The 15648-nt window shown below is 39.2% G+C and carries 20 protein-coding genes; 10 read left to right on the top strand and 10 right to left on the bottom strand.

Annotated elements, in window-relative coordinates:
• Nucleotides 1-49: 49 nt before the first annotated feature.
• From BMY50_RS07400 to BMY50_RS07380, 4 genes are all read left to right on the top strand, one after another.
• The gene (locus tag BMY50_RS07400) at nucleotides 50-415 is read left to right on the top strand and encodes a response regulator (RefSeq protein ID WP_093321283.1); all 366 of its coding nucleotides are present in this window, start codon (nucleotides 50-52) and stop codon (nucleotides 413-415) included.
• 193 nt (nucleotides 416-608) lie between these two features.
• Complete coding sequence (locus BMY50_RS07395) at nucleotides 609-1073, top strand: BLUF domain-containing protein (RefSeq protein WP_162276554.1); 465 nt, start codon at nucleotides 609-611, stop codon at nucleotides 1071-1073.
• 327 nt (nucleotides 1074-1400) lie between these two features.
• Complete coding sequence (locus BMY50_RS07385) at nucleotides 1401-1880, top strand: (2Fe-2S)-binding protein (protein WP_317040813.1); 480 nt, start codon at nucleotides 1401-1403, stop codon at nucleotides 1878-1880.
• 5 nt (nucleotides 1881-1885) lie between these two features.
• Nucleotides 1886-3040 carry a xanthine dehydrogenase family protein molybdopterin-binding subunit gene (locus BMY50_RS07380; protein WP_093321269.1) on the top strand — a complete coding sequence of 385 codons (1155 nt, stop codon included), beginning with the start codon at nucleotides 1886-1888 and terminating at the stop codon, nucleotides 3038-3040.
• Between the two features lie 20 nt (nucleotides 3041-3060).
• Here BMY50_RS07380 and BMY50_RS07375 read toward each other — a convergent pair whose 3' ends face one another.
• On the bottom strand, nucleotides 3061-3453 hold the full coding sequence (locus BMY50_RS07375) for a response regulator (RefSeq protein ID WP_093321265.1): 393 nt from the start codon (nucleotides 3451-3453) through the stop codon (nucleotides 3061-3063).
• Nucleotides 3454-3509: 56 nt separating this feature from the next.
• Nucleotides 3510-6368 carry a GAF domain-containing protein gene (locus BMY50_RS07370; RefSeq protein ID WP_162276553.1) on the bottom strand — a complete coding sequence of 953 codons (2859 nt, stop codon included), beginning with the start codon at nucleotides 6366-6368 and terminating at the stop codon, nucleotides 3510-3512.
• A gap of 171 nt (nucleotides 6369-6539) precedes the next feature.
• Here BMY50_RS07370 and BMY50_RS07365 point away from each other — a divergent pair, with 171 nt between their 5' ends.
• Nucleotides 6540-6731 (top strand): DUF2188 domain-containing protein, encoded by a 192-nt coding sequence (locus tag BMY50_RS07365; protein ID WP_093323665.1) that lies wholly within the window; start codon nucleotides 6540-6542, stop codon nucleotides 6729-6731.
• A gap of 407 nt (nucleotides 6732-7138) precedes the next feature.
• Here the strand turns inward: BMY50_RS07365 and BMY50_RS07360 are convergent, their stop codons facing one another.
• The 6 genes from BMY50_RS07360 to BMY50_RS07335 form a co-directional block, all read right to left on the bottom strand.
• Nucleotides 7139-7834, bottom strand: a complete 696-nt coding sequence (locus BMY50_RS07360) for a lycopene cyclase domain-containing protein (protein ID WP_093321257.1) — start codon at nucleotides 7832-7834, stop codon at nucleotides 7139-7141.
• The gene (locus tag BMY50_RS07355) at nucleotides 7834-8289 is read right to left on the bottom strand and encodes a sterol desaturase family protein (protein WP_093321252.1); all 456 of its coding nucleotides are present in this window, start codon (nucleotides 8287-8289) and stop codon (nucleotides 7834-7836) included. The genes BMY50_RS07360 and BMY50_RS07355 overlap by 1 nt, the downstream gene beginning before the upstream one ends.
• A 105-nt stretch (nucleotides 8290-8394) precedes the next feature.
• Nucleotides 8395-8853, bottom strand: a complete 459-nt coding sequence (locus BMY50_RS07350; protein ID WP_093321247.1) for a hypothetical protein — start codon at nucleotides 8851-8853, stop codon at nucleotides 8395-8397.
• Nucleotides 8850-9686: a phytoene/squalene synthase family protein gene (locus tag BMY50_RS07345; protein ID WP_093321244.1), complete on the bottom strand. Its 837-nt coding sequence runs from the start codon at nucleotides 9684-9686 to the stop codon at nucleotides 8850-8852. Before BMY50_RS07345 ends, BMY50_RS07350 begins: the two co-directional genes overlap by 4 nt.
• Nucleotides 9670-11163: a phytoene desaturase family protein gene (locus BMY50_RS07340; protein WP_093321239.1), complete on the bottom strand. Its 1494-nt coding sequence runs from the start codon at nucleotides 11161-11163 to the stop codon at nucleotides 9670-9672. Before BMY50_RS07340 ends, BMY50_RS07345 begins: the two co-directional genes overlap by 17 nt.
• Complete coding sequence (locus BMY50_RS07335) at nucleotides 11160-11840, bottom strand: MarR family winged helix-turn-helix transcriptional regulator (protein WP_093321235.1); 681 nt, start codon at nucleotides 11838-11840, stop codon at nucleotides 11160-11162. Before BMY50_RS07335 ends, BMY50_RS07340 begins: the two co-directional genes overlap by 4 nt.
• A gap of 426 nt (nucleotides 11841-12266) precedes the next feature.
• Between BMY50_RS07335 and BMY50_RS07330 the strand changes: the two genes are divergently transcribed.
• From BMY50_RS07330 to BMY50_RS07315, 5 genes are all read left to right on the top strand, one after another.
• A complete protein-coding gene (locus BMY50_RS07330) occupies nucleotides 12267-12806 on the top strand; it encodes an RNA polymerase sigma factor (RefSeq protein WP_093321231.1) in 540 nt (179 codons plus the stop codon).
• A 1-nt stretch (nucleotide 12807) separates the two neighbouring features.
• Nucleotides 12808-13641 carry an anti-sigma factor gene (locus tag BMY50_RS07325; RefSeq protein ID WP_139202229.1) on the top strand — a complete coding sequence of 278 codons (834 nt, stop codon included), beginning with the start codon at nucleotides 12808-12810 and terminating at the stop codon, nucleotides 13639-13641.
• A 30-nt stretch (nucleotides 13642-13671) separates the two neighbouring features.
• Nucleotides 13672-13950 (top strand): hypothetical protein, encoded by a 279-nt coding sequence (locus BMY50_RS07320; protein ID WP_093321222.1) that lies wholly within the window; start codon nucleotides 13672-13674, stop codon nucleotides 13948-13950.
• Nucleotides 13951-14336: 386 nt separating this feature from the next.
• Nucleotides 14337-14813, top strand: a complete 477-nt coding sequence (locus tag BMY50_RS28310) for a hypothetical protein (RefSeq protein ID WP_202907762.1) — start codon at nucleotides 14337-14339, stop codon at nucleotides 14811-14813.
• The gene (locus tag BMY50_RS07315) at nucleotides 14814-14957 is read left to right on the top strand and encodes a CsbD family protein (protein ID WP_202907806.1); all 144 of its coding nucleotides are present in this window, start codon (nucleotides 14814-14816) and stop codon (nucleotides 14955-14957) included. It abuts the gene before it with no gap.
• A gap of 72 nt (nucleotides 14958-15029) precedes the next feature.
• Here BMY50_RS07315 and BMY50_RS07310 read toward each other — a convergent pair whose 3' ends face one another.
• The gene (locus tag BMY50_RS07310; protein ID WP_093321217.1) at nucleotides 15030-15272 is read right to left on the bottom strand and encodes an alpha-ketoglutarate-dependent dioxygenase AlkB; all 243 of its coding nucleotides are present in this window, start codon (nucleotides 15270-15272) and stop codon (nucleotides 15030-15032) included.
• A complete protein-coding gene (locus tag BMY50_RS07305; RefSeq protein WP_093321213.1) occupies nucleotides 15272-15640 on the bottom strand; it encodes a response regulator transcription factor in 369 nt (122 codons plus the stop codon). The genes BMY50_RS07310 and BMY50_RS07305 overlap by 1 nt, the downstream gene beginning before the upstream one ends.
• Between the last annotated feature and the right edge of the window lie 8 nt (nucleotides 15641-15648).

Genomic DNA, 15648 nt, shown 5'->3' with positions numbered 1-15648 from the left:
CATTAAATGAAACTCTTTAACTAATTAACGTTAGTTATTTCAAATTTTTATGGATAAGAGAATTCTATACATCGAAGATGATTCAGATATGAAAGAGCTGGTAGCAGAAATCCTGAGCTACGACGCTTACGAAGTCATTACTGATTCGGGCAAAAATATATTTCAGATCTTAAAGGCAAATTCAATCGGATTAATACTGATGGATGAAAAATTAGGTTGGTGTTGGGGAAGCGATCTATGTAGGGAATTACGCGCAAACCAGGTCACAACACATATTCCTATAATTATGATTTCTGCAGCAAAAGAAATTGATTTAATTGCTCAAAACTCGGGTGCCATTGACTTTATCAAGAAGCCGTTTGAAATGTATGACGTGATTGATAAAGTAACAAGACACTATCCGGAGAACTTCTAAAGCCGAATTTTAACTGTAGATGTAGAATACAGTTTCAGAAATATCCAACCCACTTGGTTTTTAAAGCATGTCTCCAACATTTTATCTAATGATCAGGGCATTTGCAAGAGAAAAATCCCAGTACGATTGTTAGGTCCTGGCGAAGAATTGTTTTGGAATGGTTTTAGTCCTTTATAATAACCAGAACAAACATATGCAAGAAGAAACCTATCAATTGGTCTATATGAGTCAGGCCGTATCATTATTGTCGATCGATCAGCTTCAAGAAATAGATCAAAAATCAAATTTCTATAACCCTGTCCATGGCATTACGGGCCTTCTGCTTTATGCGGAAGGACAGTTTTTATCCAAGTTACAGGGAAGATTTTTAGGGATATTGGAAGGTTCTTTCGATGAGATTGAAAAGCTAACGCGGATCATTCAGAAAGACGAACGCCATATGAACCTCATCGTCCTTTATCTGGGACAGCGCGAGAGCCGGGATTGTCCCAACTGGAGGCTCGGTTATTTAAAGAAAGAAAATGGCACGCTAAACCTCAATCTGGACAGTTTTTTTGATGCCGATTTGCTGTTTGCAGAAATCGGACGGCAACAGGGATCATATCTGTCGCAGTTTGAATATTTTAAGCGCTATGGAAATTCGATGAGCGGATCTTAATGTAAATAAATCTAACTGCCCGTTGTTTACTAATCATTCATGGCTCACTTTATTCAGTAAAAAAGAAGAATTACCCGCGTTCTCATACATAGAAAGGCTAGTGACCGAACCTTGCTCATCCCTTTTAAACACAAAAAGTAGGTTGTCCGGTTTTTCAGCTATCCTGAAATTGTCCTTTTCATATTGCCTACTTAAACACGCGTTGAATGTTGCAAGATGAAAAATTATTGTAATACAGTTTTTTTGTGAATTTACAATCATCCGAAACTATAGTAAACGTAAATTGTTCAATTGGTAGTAAATGAATGCCTCTATGGAGTATAAGTCTTGGCTAACACATCGAATCCAATGGAAAACAAAGATCAATTCAACGGACTGCAAGCTGTTCGCTTAAAGATCAATGGAGAAGAACGGGAACTGCAGTTATTACCCTGGGTCAGCCTCTTGGATGTATTGCGCGAACATCTTAACCTCACCGGTACAAAAAAAGGTTGTGACCATGGGCAATGCGGCGCTTGCACCGTTCTTTGCGATGGTAAACGGATACTAAGCTGCCTTACATTGGCCGTGTTGAAAGATGGCGCTGAAATCTTAACAATTGAAGGAATTATCAACGGTAATCAGCTTCATCCATTACAACAAGCTTTTATTGATCACGACGCCTTTCAGTGCGGCTATTGTACTCCCGGACAGATTTGTAGCGCAATCGGCTTGCTGAAAGAAGGAAAGGCGAATACACGGGAAGAGGTGCAGGAGTTAATGAGTGGCAATCTTTGTCGATGCGGGGCCAATAACCTGGCGGTGTAACCGCTATGCATGCCATTGAATGTACAATGGATGAGCTGGCATACAAGTTAGGGATCGATCCACTTGATCTTAGGCTGCGCAATTACGCGGAAGTGGACCCGTCAACCGAGAAACCCTTTACAAGCAAGGCACTTAGGGAATGTTACCAGCAGGCGGCAAACCAGATCGGCTGGAGCGAGCGCAACCCTGAACCTGGTAGCATGACACGTGGTAATAAATTGGTAGGCTACGGTATGGCAACGGGCGTCTGGGATGCTTACCAATTTCCCTCACGCATCGAGGCCATTATCACCAACGAGGGGAAACTGAAGATCAATAATGCCGTTACAGATATCGGTACCGGGACATTTACCGTAATGACCCAAATTGCTGCCGATGAACTGGGACTGCCTATTGAAGATGTCATTTTCAGTTATGGCGACAGTAAAAAGCCTTTCTCGATGTTTCAGGGTGGTTCGTCAATGACCAGTTCAACCGGTGTAGCTATCGTTATGGCCGCGAAGGTGCTGAAGAAAAAACTATTGGAAAAAGCAAAGAAGATGTCCAATTCTCCATTGGTTGATGCTGTTGAAGAAGATGTAACCTTTAGAAACGGAGGTATCTCCCTGCTGCATGATCCATCCGTGCATATCAGTTTTCAGGCAATCGTTACGGCAAATAAAGGGCAGGTTATTAAAACCACAAAAATGGGCAAACCTCATTTGCTAAAGCTGCGTAAATACAGCAAAATGACACACGCCGCATCGTTTGTGGAAGTGGAGGTGGATAAAGATTTAAAAACAATCACAGTTAGCCGTGCCGTCACCGCCGTGGCGGCCGGTAAGATTATCAATCCAAAAACCGCACGCAGCCAGATAAGCGGATCCATGGTGTGGGGAATCAGCAAAGCACTTCAAGAAGAGTCCGTTATTGATGAAAATCTCGGCAAATATATTAACGCTAATCTGGCCGAATATCATATTCCCACCCACGCTGATGTGCATCAACTGGAAGTTATATTTGCCGATGAAAAAGATGATCTGATTAACGAGTTAGGTATTAAAGGAGTAGGAGAGATCGGCTTAGTTGCCATGCCCGCAGCTATTGCAAACGCCATATTCCATGCCACGGGCAAGCGAATCAACAAGCTACCTATTCATTTTGATGAATTATTGGAATAAATCAAAGGTATCATTAAATATTAAATCGTGTCACATACGAAGTTATTACCTTCAGCGACTTGGCGTACTGCTTTGACCATTTTTTCAAAATCACCATCTTTCAGGATATAACCTTTAGCGCCGGCTTCAAAAGCCTCCCTAACAAAAATTTCCTTATTGTGCATCGTAAGTATAACCACCTTTACAGTAGGAAATTTGGAAGCCATTCTTTTGGTTAGCTCGATCCCATCTATCTCAGGTAAATTCAAATCTGAAATAAGCAAGTTAGCTTCAAGACCTTCCGCAAATAATTGCAGAACCTCATCTGCTCCCGCTACCTGGCCTACAACTTCCATTCCTTCCTGCTTATTGAATAGGTCGGCCAATCCTTTTCTCACCACATTATGATCCTCAACTAAAACTATTTTTATCATAATTCAAATGCTATAAATGATGACTTTAAGTATTACATTAACTCAAAGGCTCTTTATTACTGATAAGGCATAACAACCCTGACAAGCGTACCACGCTGCGGGGTGGAGTCAATCCTTACTTTTCCGTTAAGCAATTTTACTTTATTTTTAATGGATGCGAGACCAATACCCTGCTTAGCATAATTAGCGGCCTGCATACCCACTCCATTATCTTTTACTTCAATGATTATTTCTTTGTTATTATTGACAATGCTGACCGTTGCGGAGCTTGCTTCCGAATGCTTTACTATATTGAGCATCAATTCCTGTATCGTTCGATAAACTGCGAGCTCCATGTATTTTGGAAGTCTACGGTTCAGGTTTTCATAGACACAATGAAACAAGGTTCCATTGGTAAGCTGTTTACAGATGTCGTCAACAGCTGCCTCCAAGCCGAAATCTTCCAACATAGTCGGCATCAATTCATGAGAAATGCGTCTACTTTCACGAATGCCTTCCATTAACAGCCTATCAGTATACTTTTTTGCTTCCGCGTAATTCTCCGGTGAACGGAGGGCATCATTGATCGTCAAATTCCCCACACTCAATTTAATGCCGTAAAGCATTTGACCTAGTCCATTATGTAAACTTTCGGATATACGACGGCGTTCTTCCTCCTGCGCGTTTAAAGTCTGCCGAAATATTTCCAATTGCTGGTCAGCCTCCATCTTTCGAATTTTTTCTTCCGCCAAAAATGTCGCTGTAATATCTCGGTCAACGCCCAGTACCTTTACGGGGTGCCCTTGTTGGTTGTAGATAATTCGAGCTTTCAAATGCAAAATTTTCAATTGAGTGCCAATTTTCAGCTCAATCCTTTCATCAAAATCTGATGCTCCGCTTTTTATGAGGCGCACCAAATGTTCCGCTTTAGCGCGACACTCTTTCGTGGCATATTTAAGATATATCTCCGGCTCAATCGCTATCCCTTTTTCTAGATTAAATAATTTGTACATCCCATCAGACCAAATAAAAACAGATTGTAAAAGATCATACTCCCAGCTTCCAAGTAAAGCGATCTGTTCGGATTGTTCCAACAGTATATAATTTCGAAGACGTTCAGCTTCTTCAGAATTGATTCTGTCTTTAATATCGTTAAATATAATGGCTACCTTACGTTCCCGCGCTTCACCAATGCGAAACGCATATACATCATACCAGCTTTCCAATGATTCAGCTGTATGCTCGAACCTTCCCGGAATGCCAGTTAAAGCGATTTTACCATACGTTTCAAACCAAAATGCTTCATGATCAGGTGCCAATTCCCGCATGGTTTTCCCAACGGCATTTTCAAGACCCGTCTGTTTGTAAAATGCGGGGTTTGCCTCAACAAACCTGTAGTCCAACGCTTCATTATTTCGATTGAAAATTACTTCTACTATACAGAAGCCCTGATCAATAGAGTCAAAAAGCGTGCGGTATTTTTCTTCTGCCAGTATACGTTTCCGTATGTCCATATGGCGCGAAATAATGATCGACGCTGCTTGAGTAATGGCCGTTGCTAAAGTCAAATAGCCTGGTGAAGCTTGTTGGTTTCTAGAAAAATATAAGGCAAGGATTCCTAGTGTTGTGTTGGCCCAATTCAATCCAAAACACCAATAACTTCGAATGTCGTAGGCTTTTGCCATATCCAGATGAGGTAACCAAAGCGGTTCCAACGTGATATCGCTGGCCAGTTTCGAAGCACCCTTCGCATCTATATGACCACAGGTGAGGGGATAACTATCAGCATCGATACTATCCATCCAATTAGCAAAAGCGTCAGGCATATTTCCCACTGCACGAACCGTTATTAATCGGGTATTGTCTTCATTAAAAAGATGAAAAGAACTTCTAGCCTCACCGGAAGTCTCACGCGAGATGATTTCGGTAAGGATCTGAAGCGACTCTACCAATGGTGAGCCATTTACAGTCGTCAGAAATGCCTCATTTAAGCTTCGCAGCCGCTCTTCAGCAATCCTTGCCATTTCTTCAGATTTTGCTCTTGTCACTGCGGCCCAGGCGCGTTCTGCCAATTCTTCCGCAATAGTTGTTTCAAAATGTGTCCATTCTCTGGGTTTGCTCTGTACCACACAGAGCAAACCTACTGCGGTTCCATTTTTGATAACGGGTACGTCTATAAACGAAATTACTTTTAACTGTAAACATAACGCATGCACATTTGCATCTATAATAGTTGATTTTTCAATATCATTAACGATGAGGGGGCGTCCGGCGCGTATCACCGTATCAAAAAGAGGCATCGAATACAGCGGGTAGATACCAGCTACACTCGGTAGATATTGCACGGAGGCATCTCGTCGAATAATCGCATTTCCATGTTCGATCTCACAATAGTAGCACCTATCTGCCTGAAAAAAATCCATCGCCTGCTTGGTTACCAGCTCCTGGATGGTAGCCGGATTGTCAAAAGGTCGTAATGCATCTGTTAGTCGCAGAAAAAACCCCTTACGCTGTTCGTTTTCACGTAATATTTTCTCTACACGTTTACGCTCCGTAATATTGGTAAAAAGAACAATAATACGCTCTGAATCCTCCGTCGGGATAACATCAGCCGCCATCCACATATCCATCGACTTAATGTGATCTTCAAAAGCTATTTGCTGTCCTTCAGCAACCACACTGTCATAATAATTTAGAATTCTTTCTTCCGCTTCCGGCACCAGTTCTAAGATTGTTTTTCCTTCCACGTCTCTTAAACCGGTGTGCTTTTCAAAAGCCGCGTTTACAGCCAGGTAGCGATAATTACTTTGAACACCCACTGGGGTTGAAATTTTTTCTATCAGTGCAAAACCCTGATCGATACGTGCGAATAACTTACGATATTGTTCATCCGTTAATGGCTTTTTATTCTCACTAAGATCTTTGCTTTTACTCATGATAGAATATTCATAACCAGTTAGAGCCCTAATCAACGATTTCGGCGTCTTAGTTATAAACCAAAAGCTTTCTGATTTGTTTAGCTGGATATAGTGCATTGCAGCATTTCCTGCAGTGATACCGCGGCAATCAAAATTGTGCGCCAACTGTTATATAAAAAAGAGAAAACTATGCCCTGGTATAACGGAGATTATCCACCATCATATAAGAACCAACCGAAATACTTGCGTGAGAAAGCGGTAGAGATTGCCAACGAGATCCTTAAAGAAAACGGAGATGAAAGCATTGCAATTGCTACTGGCTTAAAACAGGCTCGCCAGTATTTTGAGGATCATCCACAAGAAAGAGAAGATACCAATTAAAGCTATTCGGTCTCTCATTGTAAGAAAAAAAACAAAGCTCCTTGGATAGGAGCTTTGCTGTCACTAAAACAATTTGAAAAAATTTAACTATGTAAAACAACTAATTTAGCAACATGCTAATCATAATAATGTTTGCAAATCTTCAATAAATGTTTGATACAGTGCTTTTTTTAAACTGTTTTTTTCAAGTTCAATAAGTCTTTGATACTTCTTGATTAGTAAAGATAATTGATGTTTATTCATTTGACAGTGTTTGGATGCCCTGAAAATAGTGCCTGAAGATCATAAATCCATTAATCTCCCAGTAACATTTTTAGATACATTCTAAATAGTATTCAATGGCTTTCCAGAATAAGCAGCACAATTTGTTTGATAAAGCACCCTGTCGTGTCCCAATACCAACTTACTCATTTTACATTCTGGCGATTGGAAAACAATCTGAAGAAATAAGTAACCAGTAAAAACTGCGTATATCCGTATACCGAATCTTCTATCGGGATAGTCAGTACCCTTATATTCAATATCGCATCTGTATTATAATTGACAATAGGTGAATTAAGCCCTGTTCCTGTTAATATACCATTAACAGGAATGAAACCGAGCATCAGGACTGTAAAAACAAGTGAGGCTTGTCCAATCCATTGGGCTCTTGCTATAAAGTACAAATAAATGAGCGTTAATATGGTGACTAACGCTGTGACAAGTGTGTATAGCTTGTCGTGATGCAACAACGCTACTAATACACAGATAATAATACTGACAAAAACTATAATATTATTAAAAGCATTTGCCCAAGAAAGGTCAAAAAATTTGTTCAGGCAATAGTAAGTGAATACACAGGAAAAAGGAATACATATAAAGAACATCCATTCTTCCATAGGTAATCCAAAAATATTTTTTCCAAGGGTGTAATCGGTATTAAACCACCAAATGCCGTTTGCTGTAAACCAAACATCCCAAGTGATAAACGGAATAGCTACCAAAATAGCTGCTTTTAGAAAGCTGCCAAAATACTTGTTGAACTGTATTCTTTTGTCAAAGGAAAAAATGAAACAAATGATTACTGTAAAAAAGTTGATCAATAAGTAAGTATAAGGTTGCATCAGTTTTTGTTCTTAAAGTACATTTTGAAATATTTTATTGGTACCCATAGAAACCCGAAACATTCTCCGTCTTTTTTTTCGAGGTGTTTATGATGTTGTTTGTGTGCACGACGAATAGCAAGAAGGTAAGGGTTTCTTGTGTTTTTTAAAAATTTTACACGCTGGTGGATGAAAATATCGTGAACAAAAAAATAAGCTATTCCATAAAAGGTAATCCCTAACCCTATAGAAAAGAGGTAGCCGAAGGTTTGTTTAGCTCCAAAATACATCAAAATAATTGCAGGGGTAGCAAAAATGGCAAAGAACAAATCATTTCTTTCCAAAATGCTGTCATCGTCACGATCGTGGTGGTCACGGTGCAATCCCCACAAAAATCCATGCATCACATATTTGTGAATGAGCCAGGTGGCAGCTTCCATCATAAAGAATGTAAGTAGTATTATCAGCAGGTTCATATTTCTTTCTGTGCATTAAATAATTCCTTCAAAACTTGATGACAGAAGTCAAAAATCCTTAGCAGTTTCTTGAGTTGCTGTGTTCTTTGAAGTTGATATGCCATCTTATTTACGATTTAAAAGTTGTTCCACCATGGTTTTTAAAGTCTCAGAAGTGATGCTATGCCATTTTTCGTGCAAAAAGTTTCTGTCTTCTTTCAAGTTGCCGTTATATCTCAAAAATCCAGGGCTATTACGCTGCACCGAATAACGAATAAAAATTATTTCAACGCTATTCGGAACCATTCGGACTGCTTTGTCAATATTCGTTTTACCTTTATTGAACGTTTTAAGTTTACTAATTGGGTTAGAGGTGTGCCTTGCCCAAATCGTTTGAAACGCGCCCAAATAAGCCATATGTATATGGCTTGTTTGGGTGTTTTCTAATTGTTGGATCATCGATCTGCAAATACTTTTGTCTACAATTGCCAACTGATAATTCTTACGTACAGTTTCTAAGGTTAAAGCATTCAAAGTAAAAAGATTGCCCAAGAGCATTGTAAAAACCAATAATGCTATTTTCATACTAAGGCCATTTTAAACTGTACGTAACTACTCATTGCCAAAGACAATTTTTGCCTGTTATCAATGCGTATACGTTGATGCATAATTTTTTCTGCAGGCATTTTTTTTATTTTTTGAAATAAAGACAAATAATATCTGTAGGCAAGATACACACCGAATTTTGAAGAATTGGGTAGTTTTCTAATACCTTTCAATGCTTCTTTAAATTCGATCTCAATTCCCTGCTCAATCTGCATTTTGATTTCATTATTAAAAACACCCATTTGAATATTTGGGAAATAAGTACGACCTAAAAGGTGGTAATCTTCTTTTAAATCCCTTAAAAAATTGACTTTCTGAAATACAGAACCTAATTTCATAGCATAAGGTTTTAATAATTCGTACATTGCTTTATTGCCTTCTACAAATATCTGTAAACACATCAATCCCACTACCTCCGCAGAACCGAGGATATATTCCTGATACAAGTCAGAATTGTACTCCACCGGTTTTAGATCCATCTCCATACTATGTAGAAACTGGTAGATAAGGTTCCTATCGATACTGTATTTATTGACCGTTTCCTGAAAGGATTGTAAGATAGGATTCAATGAGATGCCTTCATCTAAAGCCTCTGTTGTCTGGTTTTTAAACCGCGTCAGTAACTCAGATTTATTATAATCGTGAAAGCTGTCAACTATTTCATCAGCAAGTCTTACATAACCATAAATCGCATAAATAGACGGCCGAATAGAGGGATGCAGTGCCAGAATTCCAAATGAGAAACTAGTGCTATACTTTTTGGTTGTAGCTTCGCTTACGGCATAAGATAATTCCTCATATAACCTTTTCATGGCGGATTGTTTTTAGCTTATCAACTTCTGTTGCAACTATTTTTCCAGATATTATGGCCGGGGGTACACCCGGTCCGGGAACAGTCAGTTGCCCCGCATAATACAGGTTAGATAATTGTTTATTTCTTATAGAGGGCTTCCATACCGCAGTTTGTTTCAACGTATTTGCCAATCCATAAGCATTACCCCGATACGCATTATAATCACTGATAAAGTCGCGTGCACAATAGCTTTTTTTATAATCTATTTTTAGTTGTAAATCGGGAGTACCAGTATGTTTTTCAAGTCTTTGAAGCATTTCGTGCAGATACCTTTCTCTTGTGTTTTCATCATCTTTAATACCTGTTGCCAAAGGCATTAACAGAAAAATATTTTCGTGATTTTCTGGAGCTACACCAGCATCTGTTTTGGAAGGGCAACAAGCATAAAACAATGGTTTTTCTGGCCAATTTTTATTCGTATAAATAGCATCGATGTGCTTGTCAAAATCATTTTCAAAAAATAACGTATGATGCTTAAGGCGGGTGATTGGCTCCTTAAATCCTAAATAGTAAATGAGACAGGACGGTGCGAATGTTTTGCTTTCCCAATAGTTTTCTGAATAGTTCCTGTACTTTTCATCCAGTAACGTTTCTGTATGATGATAATCAGACGACGCAATCACTACATCAAATTCCCATTTTTCCTTGTTGATAGTAAGCGATCTCACTTTTCCCTTCTCCGTATTAAGCTTCTCAACGTTATGGTTAAAATGGAATTTTGCCCCCTGCACCTCGGCAACGGTCTTCATGGCTTTTACTAATTCATAAAATCCGCCCATGGGATACCAAGTGCCCAGAACGTATCCTCCATAGTTCATTAAGCTATATAATGCTGGAATATTTTTAGGAGATGCGCCAAGAAAAATGACCGGAAATTCCATCAAGGCTTTCAGTTTGGCGTTCGAAAAATATTTACCTATATAATCTCGGAAGTTGGACAGTAAATCCAACTTAAACGCACTTTTGGCGATCTTTAGCGAAACAAATTCTGACCAGTTATGACAAGGCTTGTTTACAAATTCTTTCATCCCCACATGGTATTTGTACTGAGCTGCTTCCATAAACTCGTCGAGCTTTATCCCAGCATCTTTTTCTAGGTTCTCAAATAAGATTTTCATCTCCTCATAATTTTTTGGTAGGGAAATGGTACCATCAGAGAATATCATTTCAAACTGCGGGTTCAGTGGTGTTAAATCATAAAAATCGTTCGTTTCATAACCAAAGTCACGGAAGAAATCATTGATAATATCAGGCATCCAATACCAGCTCGGCCCCATATCAAAAGTGTAACCATTATCAGTTTTGAACTGTCTGGCGCGGCCACCAGGACTTCCATTTTTCTCGAAAACATGTACCTCATTACCCTTTTTTGCAGCATAGGCAGCCGCTGAAAGTCCTGAAATTCCCGAACCGATGATGGCTATCTTTTTTCTCATTGTATTTTATTTTTTACTGATAAATTCCCATCAGCCACTCGCTCCAACAGCTCTGCACTGTCTATATTTTGAGAAAATATCGGTTGATGAAAATGATCAAGTTTGTTCAACAATCTTATCAGTTCCATTTTTTCAGGATGGGTCAGGTCACCTGTAACGATTTTCGTCGCTTGACGGATTTTGTCCATCTGCTTGTCTAGCGACTGTAACCCTTTTTTTGTAATATGTATAATTTTGCTCCTCTTATCTGTTTCAGAATCCCGTTGTTCTACCCATCCTTGGTTCATCAGTCGGTTGATAATCTGCATACCAACAGGCTTATCCTGAATATTTCTTTTGATAAGTTCCATTTTGGTCATCGCTCCAAAAGCCCTGAGATTTATCAGATATATAAATTCCTCCTGCGTAGAAAAGTCCGAATTGTGTATTGCCGACTTAGAATAGGTCTTGGCATATCGATTCATGTGAACGATAAGTGTATTGATAGCACTTTCGGGTGTTCTACCTTTTTCCTTACCTTCCCAGTAAGGTTCTTGAATAGACACTTCTTCGCGAAAACTGTTGGCTATCCAATGTTTGAAGTCTTTAATATCGCAGGTGTGTTGACCTTTCTCTTGCATTTCTATCTCAAATTGTTCTAACAATTGTATAGTGTCTTTTACTAGTTTATAGTTCATTTTTAAATAAATGGCATTTCACCTTCCTCTTAAAATACAAATTTAGAACAATAATAAACTATTTTAATTCAAAAAAAGTATTTTTTTATACTATAATAAAAAAACGATCGAATTTGTTTGAACTATTTTCATTTAGCACTACAATGTTTTTTTGCCTGTCTGTTACTTTATGCAGTTGAGAAACAGTTTATCCGTGTTTGTGCTTTGACGAACAAGCACAAGAAGCAGCTAAGTTTATTGTTTAAAAGTCTCAAATAGAATAGCGTATTAAAATAGCACAATTCCAACACAAAAACAGTTCTCATAAATCCGATGTGCCAGGCCTACCGTATATGGGTCAAAGATGGTAGACAAAACAATTGGTGGCAGTACTTGTTGTAAAACGGAAAAGTTAACTATATTTACTAGATTTTTATCTGATTGTCTTTGCCAACAAAATCCATCTATACAGAAGAAGAATTGGTATCCCTCCTGAAAAGTAGGGACCAGCAAGCTTACAGTTACCTGTACGATAGCTATGCTGCGGCCTTTTATGGGGTTATTCAGCGTATAGTAGGAGAGGGCGAGGAGGCGACCGATATACTACAGGAAGGCTTTGTAAAAGTATGGAAGAGTATCGAACAGTATGATGTCAGTAAAGGTAAGTTGTTTACCTGGATGCTCAATATTATGCGTCATGTAGCAATTGATTATCTTCGATCGGGAATCCGAAAAAAAGAACAGCATACCGACAGTCTGGAGCCCGGTAAGCATGTGAACGGAAATGAAACACAAACGAAGGTAGATCACTTGGGGCTAAGAAACGTGTTGGATAAGTTGAAGGAAGAGCATCGGGTTATTATTGAGTTGGCTTATTATCAAGGGTACACACAAGAGGAAATATCAAAAGAGTTGGACATACCGTTGGGTACGGTAAAGTCGAGAGCAAGGCAAGCATTAACACAATTAAGGCAAATATTGAATTAAATTGGATATAAAGGCATACATATCGTCAGGAGTTATTGAAATGTACGCACTCGGTATGGCTAGTGGGGAAGAAGCTCGCGAGCTGGAGGCACTTTGTATGCAATATCCTGAAATAAGGATGGCTTTATTGGAAGCGCAGGAAAGTATTGAACTTTTTGCCGAGGCTAATGCAACAGCACCACCTGCAGCCGGCAAAGATCGCATATTAAAGGCTTTACAGGAAGAGGGTTTGATCGCGGATCAAGCCGGTGCATTGGATACCAATACGCAGGAACATCCGGAAATAGTTGATATTGCTGAGCATAAAAAACGCAAAACAAATCCTGCCACTTTCGTTGCCGCGACTGCCATCATATTACTGCTATTGGGCGCGATATACCATGTCTATACTGTGAAAAAACTGAAGACCGAAATATTATTGATGGCCACACAACAACGGTCTTTAACAGCAGAGCTTACACAATACCGGGGTCAGGCCGATACGCTTAAGCAGCGGATCGCCGTTGTTGGAAAACTTGGGGTGCGAAAACTAGATCTACAGGGGGTAGCTGGCCACGAGGAGCTTACTGCTGCCCTTTATTGGGATGGCGCAACAAAAGAAGTTTATTTGCTGCCCAACAAGTTGAAAATCCTACCTAAAGGAAAACAATATCAGCTGTGGGCAATTGTAAATGGAAAACCGGTAAGTGCCGGTGTTTTCAACCAAGCTAGCTTAGAAGCTATGCAACAGATGAAAACAATTCAAAAGGCCGAGATGTTTGCTATCACTATTGAAAAAGAAGGCGGTGTAGAAACACCTACCTTAGATCAAATGGTGGTTGCCGGTAAAATTTAGTAACTTTGATTCTGTACTAATTTTCAGCAAATGTATATCGACCAAAACCTTATCCAAAGACTAAATGCAATAGATGATATAGCTTCAATACTCGAAATAATATGCACTACATCCGGTATGCGCTTTGCTGCTGTAGCAAGAGTAACTGAACAAAAGTGGACAGCTTATTGCGTGAGGGATGATGCGAACTTCGGCCTTAAACCGGGTGATGAACTCGAATTAGAGAGCACCTTATGCAACGAAATACGACAGCATCATTTACCGATACTGATTGACCACGTATCCATGGATCAATATGCTTTTCTGTAAATTACAGGAACAGTACAGAGGTATCATACATTTCGTGTGTAACACTTTTGATGTAAAACTTAAATGAAAAAACCGAACATCGCAAAATTTCGTAACTATTATTATAAGAAGTTGTGCATATCTAAAGTGATTTATTGCTGTGATTCTAAAAAAGAAAGTTTTACTCGTTGAGGATAATCCGGACATCCGGGAAATCATACCTATCATACTGATGTCTGCTGTAGTTAATTCCAGTAATGATTCGCGCTGCACATTCCTGGATTTTATAAGCAAGCCATTCAATATTGATGATTTTGTTCGAAGGGTTAAACGCCACCTACAATGAGAGTTAAAATGCAAATTTAAATACTTCAATATGGTTTAATTCTGTAATACCGTTAGATAAAATGCCGCGTAACCGGATAAAAATAAAAACAGGCTTCACTTACTTGGAGTTCGAAGAACTCAACGATGATTCATCAGAAAATGTACATTTCATATTGCGGATGTCAAAAAAGAATGGCGATCAGCTGGTTTGCCATGATGCAAAGCTTTCGCTACATCATATCAAACAAATGCACCAGTTTACCACAAATATCATGGCTGAAAGGCAGGAGGAACTGACCAGTCGAGAACGATTGGTTTTTCAACGAAATAGTCAACTTAGAAATCTTTATATAGAAGCGGAAAAGCAAGGATTCTTCAGCAAGGAAACAATCGATCAGTTAACAGCGCTCGGTATTCCGGTAACTTCTCTACTCGCTGCCGAACTTAAAATGACGGTAGATGACCTAAAGGATTATCTGTGCAGAAATAGCCTGCCATTCATTTTTTTTGAAAAAATCTACGCAAAGGGAAAAGAGATGATAGTTTTAAATCAATAGATTCGCAATTCTTGGAACGAGCTGAAAGGGAAAGTTAAGCAAAAGTGGGGTGAATTAACAGATGATGATCTAACCTACACAGAAGGGCAGGAGGATGAATTGGTAGGAAGACTGCAAAAAGAAAACAGGTCAAACAAGAGATGAAGCAGTAATTACTTAAATGGCTTGTAGTTAAATTTGTGTTTATGACAACCATCAGTCTGCTTTTTCAAATATTCACATCACCTTTCTAAACGTCAGATTTATCCTAGGACTTATAATTGCGCTCGATTTAGCTATCTGTGTTCCCTCCCGGTAAAGCTGCAGATCGCCTTTCATAAGCAGTAAAGAACCATGCTGCAGATTAATCGAATAGCGGTTCATATGCCCATCCTTCCTTCGGAAATCAAAATTTCGCTCGGCTCCCAGGCTTACCTCGTGCAGGTTTATACAATCAATACAACTGAAACCGATGTGCATCAGTTTTTAATCATTAATGCAAATCGTCTGAGACGAAGCACAAACTCGGCGAGGCTAAATGGCTTAACGATAAAATCATCGGCGCCCAACAGGAAAGCTTCCTGCACAATTTCCTCTTGGCCTAAAGCAGAAAGAACAATCACGGGAACCTGCCTCTCTGTATTTGCCTTTACAAATTTAACCACCTCTAACCCTGATATGTAAGGCATCACAATATCTGTTATTACTAAATCAGGAAAATGGCTCGAGAGCTTATCCAGCGCGTCTTGGCCGTCTGTGGCTACAATAACTTGATATCCATCTTTTAACAGCCTGATTTGCAATACCTTACGAAGGTGTTCGTCGTCTTCCGCAATTAAAATCAACATACGCTCTT

The organism is Olivibacter domesticus, assembly GCF_900109575.1.
In the GTDB taxonomy this organism is placed as follows: Bacteria; Bacteroidota; Bacteroidia; order Sphingobacteriales; family Sphingobacteriaceae; genus Olivibacter; species Olivibacter domesticus.
This window is presented reverse-complemented; position numbering and strand designations above follow the sequence as displayed.

Excerpts from the sequence above, each read along its gene's own strand:
- BMY50_RS07400 (WP_093321283.1), top strand. The coding sequence starts at position 50 with ATGGATAAGAGAATTCTATACATCGAAGATGATTCAGATATGAAAGAG.
- BMY50_RS07395 (WP_162276554.1), top strand. The coding sequence starts at position 609 with ATGCAAGAAGAAACCTATCAATTGGTCTATATGAGTCAGGCCGTATCA.
- BMY50_RS07380 (WP_093321269.1), top strand. The coding sequence starts at position 1,886 with ATGCATGCCATTGAATGTACAATGGATGAGCTGGCATACAAGTTAGGG.
- BMY50_RS07375 (WP_093321265.1), bottom strand. The coding sequence starts at position 3,453 with ATGATAAAAATAGTTTTAGTTGAGGATCATAATGTGGTGAGAAAAGGA.
- BMY50_RS07370 (WP_162276553.1), bottom strand. The coding sequence starts at position 6,368 with ATGAGTAAAAGCAAAGATCTTAGTGAGAATAAAAAGCCATTAACGGAT.
- BMY50_RS07365 (WP_093323665.1), top strand. The coding sequence starts at position 6,540 with ATGCCCTGGTATAACGGAGATTATCCACCATCATATAAGAACCAACCG.
- BMY50_RS07360 (WP_093321257.1), bottom strand. The coding sequence starts at position 7,834 with ATGCAACCTTATACTTACTTATTGATCAACTTTTTTACAGTAATCATT.
- BMY50_RS07355 (WP_093321252.1), bottom strand. The coding sequence starts at position 8,289 with ATGAACCTGCTGATAATACTACTTACATTCTTTATGATGGAAGCTGCC.
- BMY50_RS07350 (WP_093321247.1), bottom strand. The coding sequence starts at position 8,853 with ATGAAAATAGCATTATTGGTTTTTACAATGCTCTTGGGCAATCTTTTT.
- BMY50_RS07345 (WP_093321244.1), bottom strand. The coding sequence starts at position 9,686 with ATGAAAAGGTTATATGAGGAATTATCTTATGCCGTAAGCGAAGCTACA.
- BMY50_RS07340 (WP_093321239.1), bottom strand. The coding sequence starts at position 11,163 with ATGAGAAAAAAGATAGCCATCATCGGTTCGGGAATTTCAGGACTTTCA.
- BMY50_RS07335 (WP_093321235.1), bottom strand. The coding sequence starts at position 11,840 with ATGAACTATAAACTAGTAAAAGACACTATACAATTGTTAGAACAATTT.
- BMY50_RS07320 (WP_093321222.1), top strand. The coding sequence starts at position 13,672 with ATGTATATCGACCAAAACCTTATCCAAAGACTAAATGCAATAGATGAT.
- BMY50_RS28310 (WP_202907762.1), top strand. The coding sequence starts at position 14,337 with ATGCCGCGTAACCGGATAAAAATAAAAACAGGCTTCACTTACTTGGAG.
- BMY50_RS07310 (WP_093321217.1), bottom strand. The coding sequence starts at position 15,272 with ATGCACATCGGTTTCAGTTGTATTGATTGTATAAACCTGCACGAGGTA.
- BMY50_RS07305 (WP_093321213.1), bottom strand. The coding sequence starts at position 15,640 with ATGTTGATTTTAATTGCGGAAGACGACGAACACCTTCGTAAGGTATTG.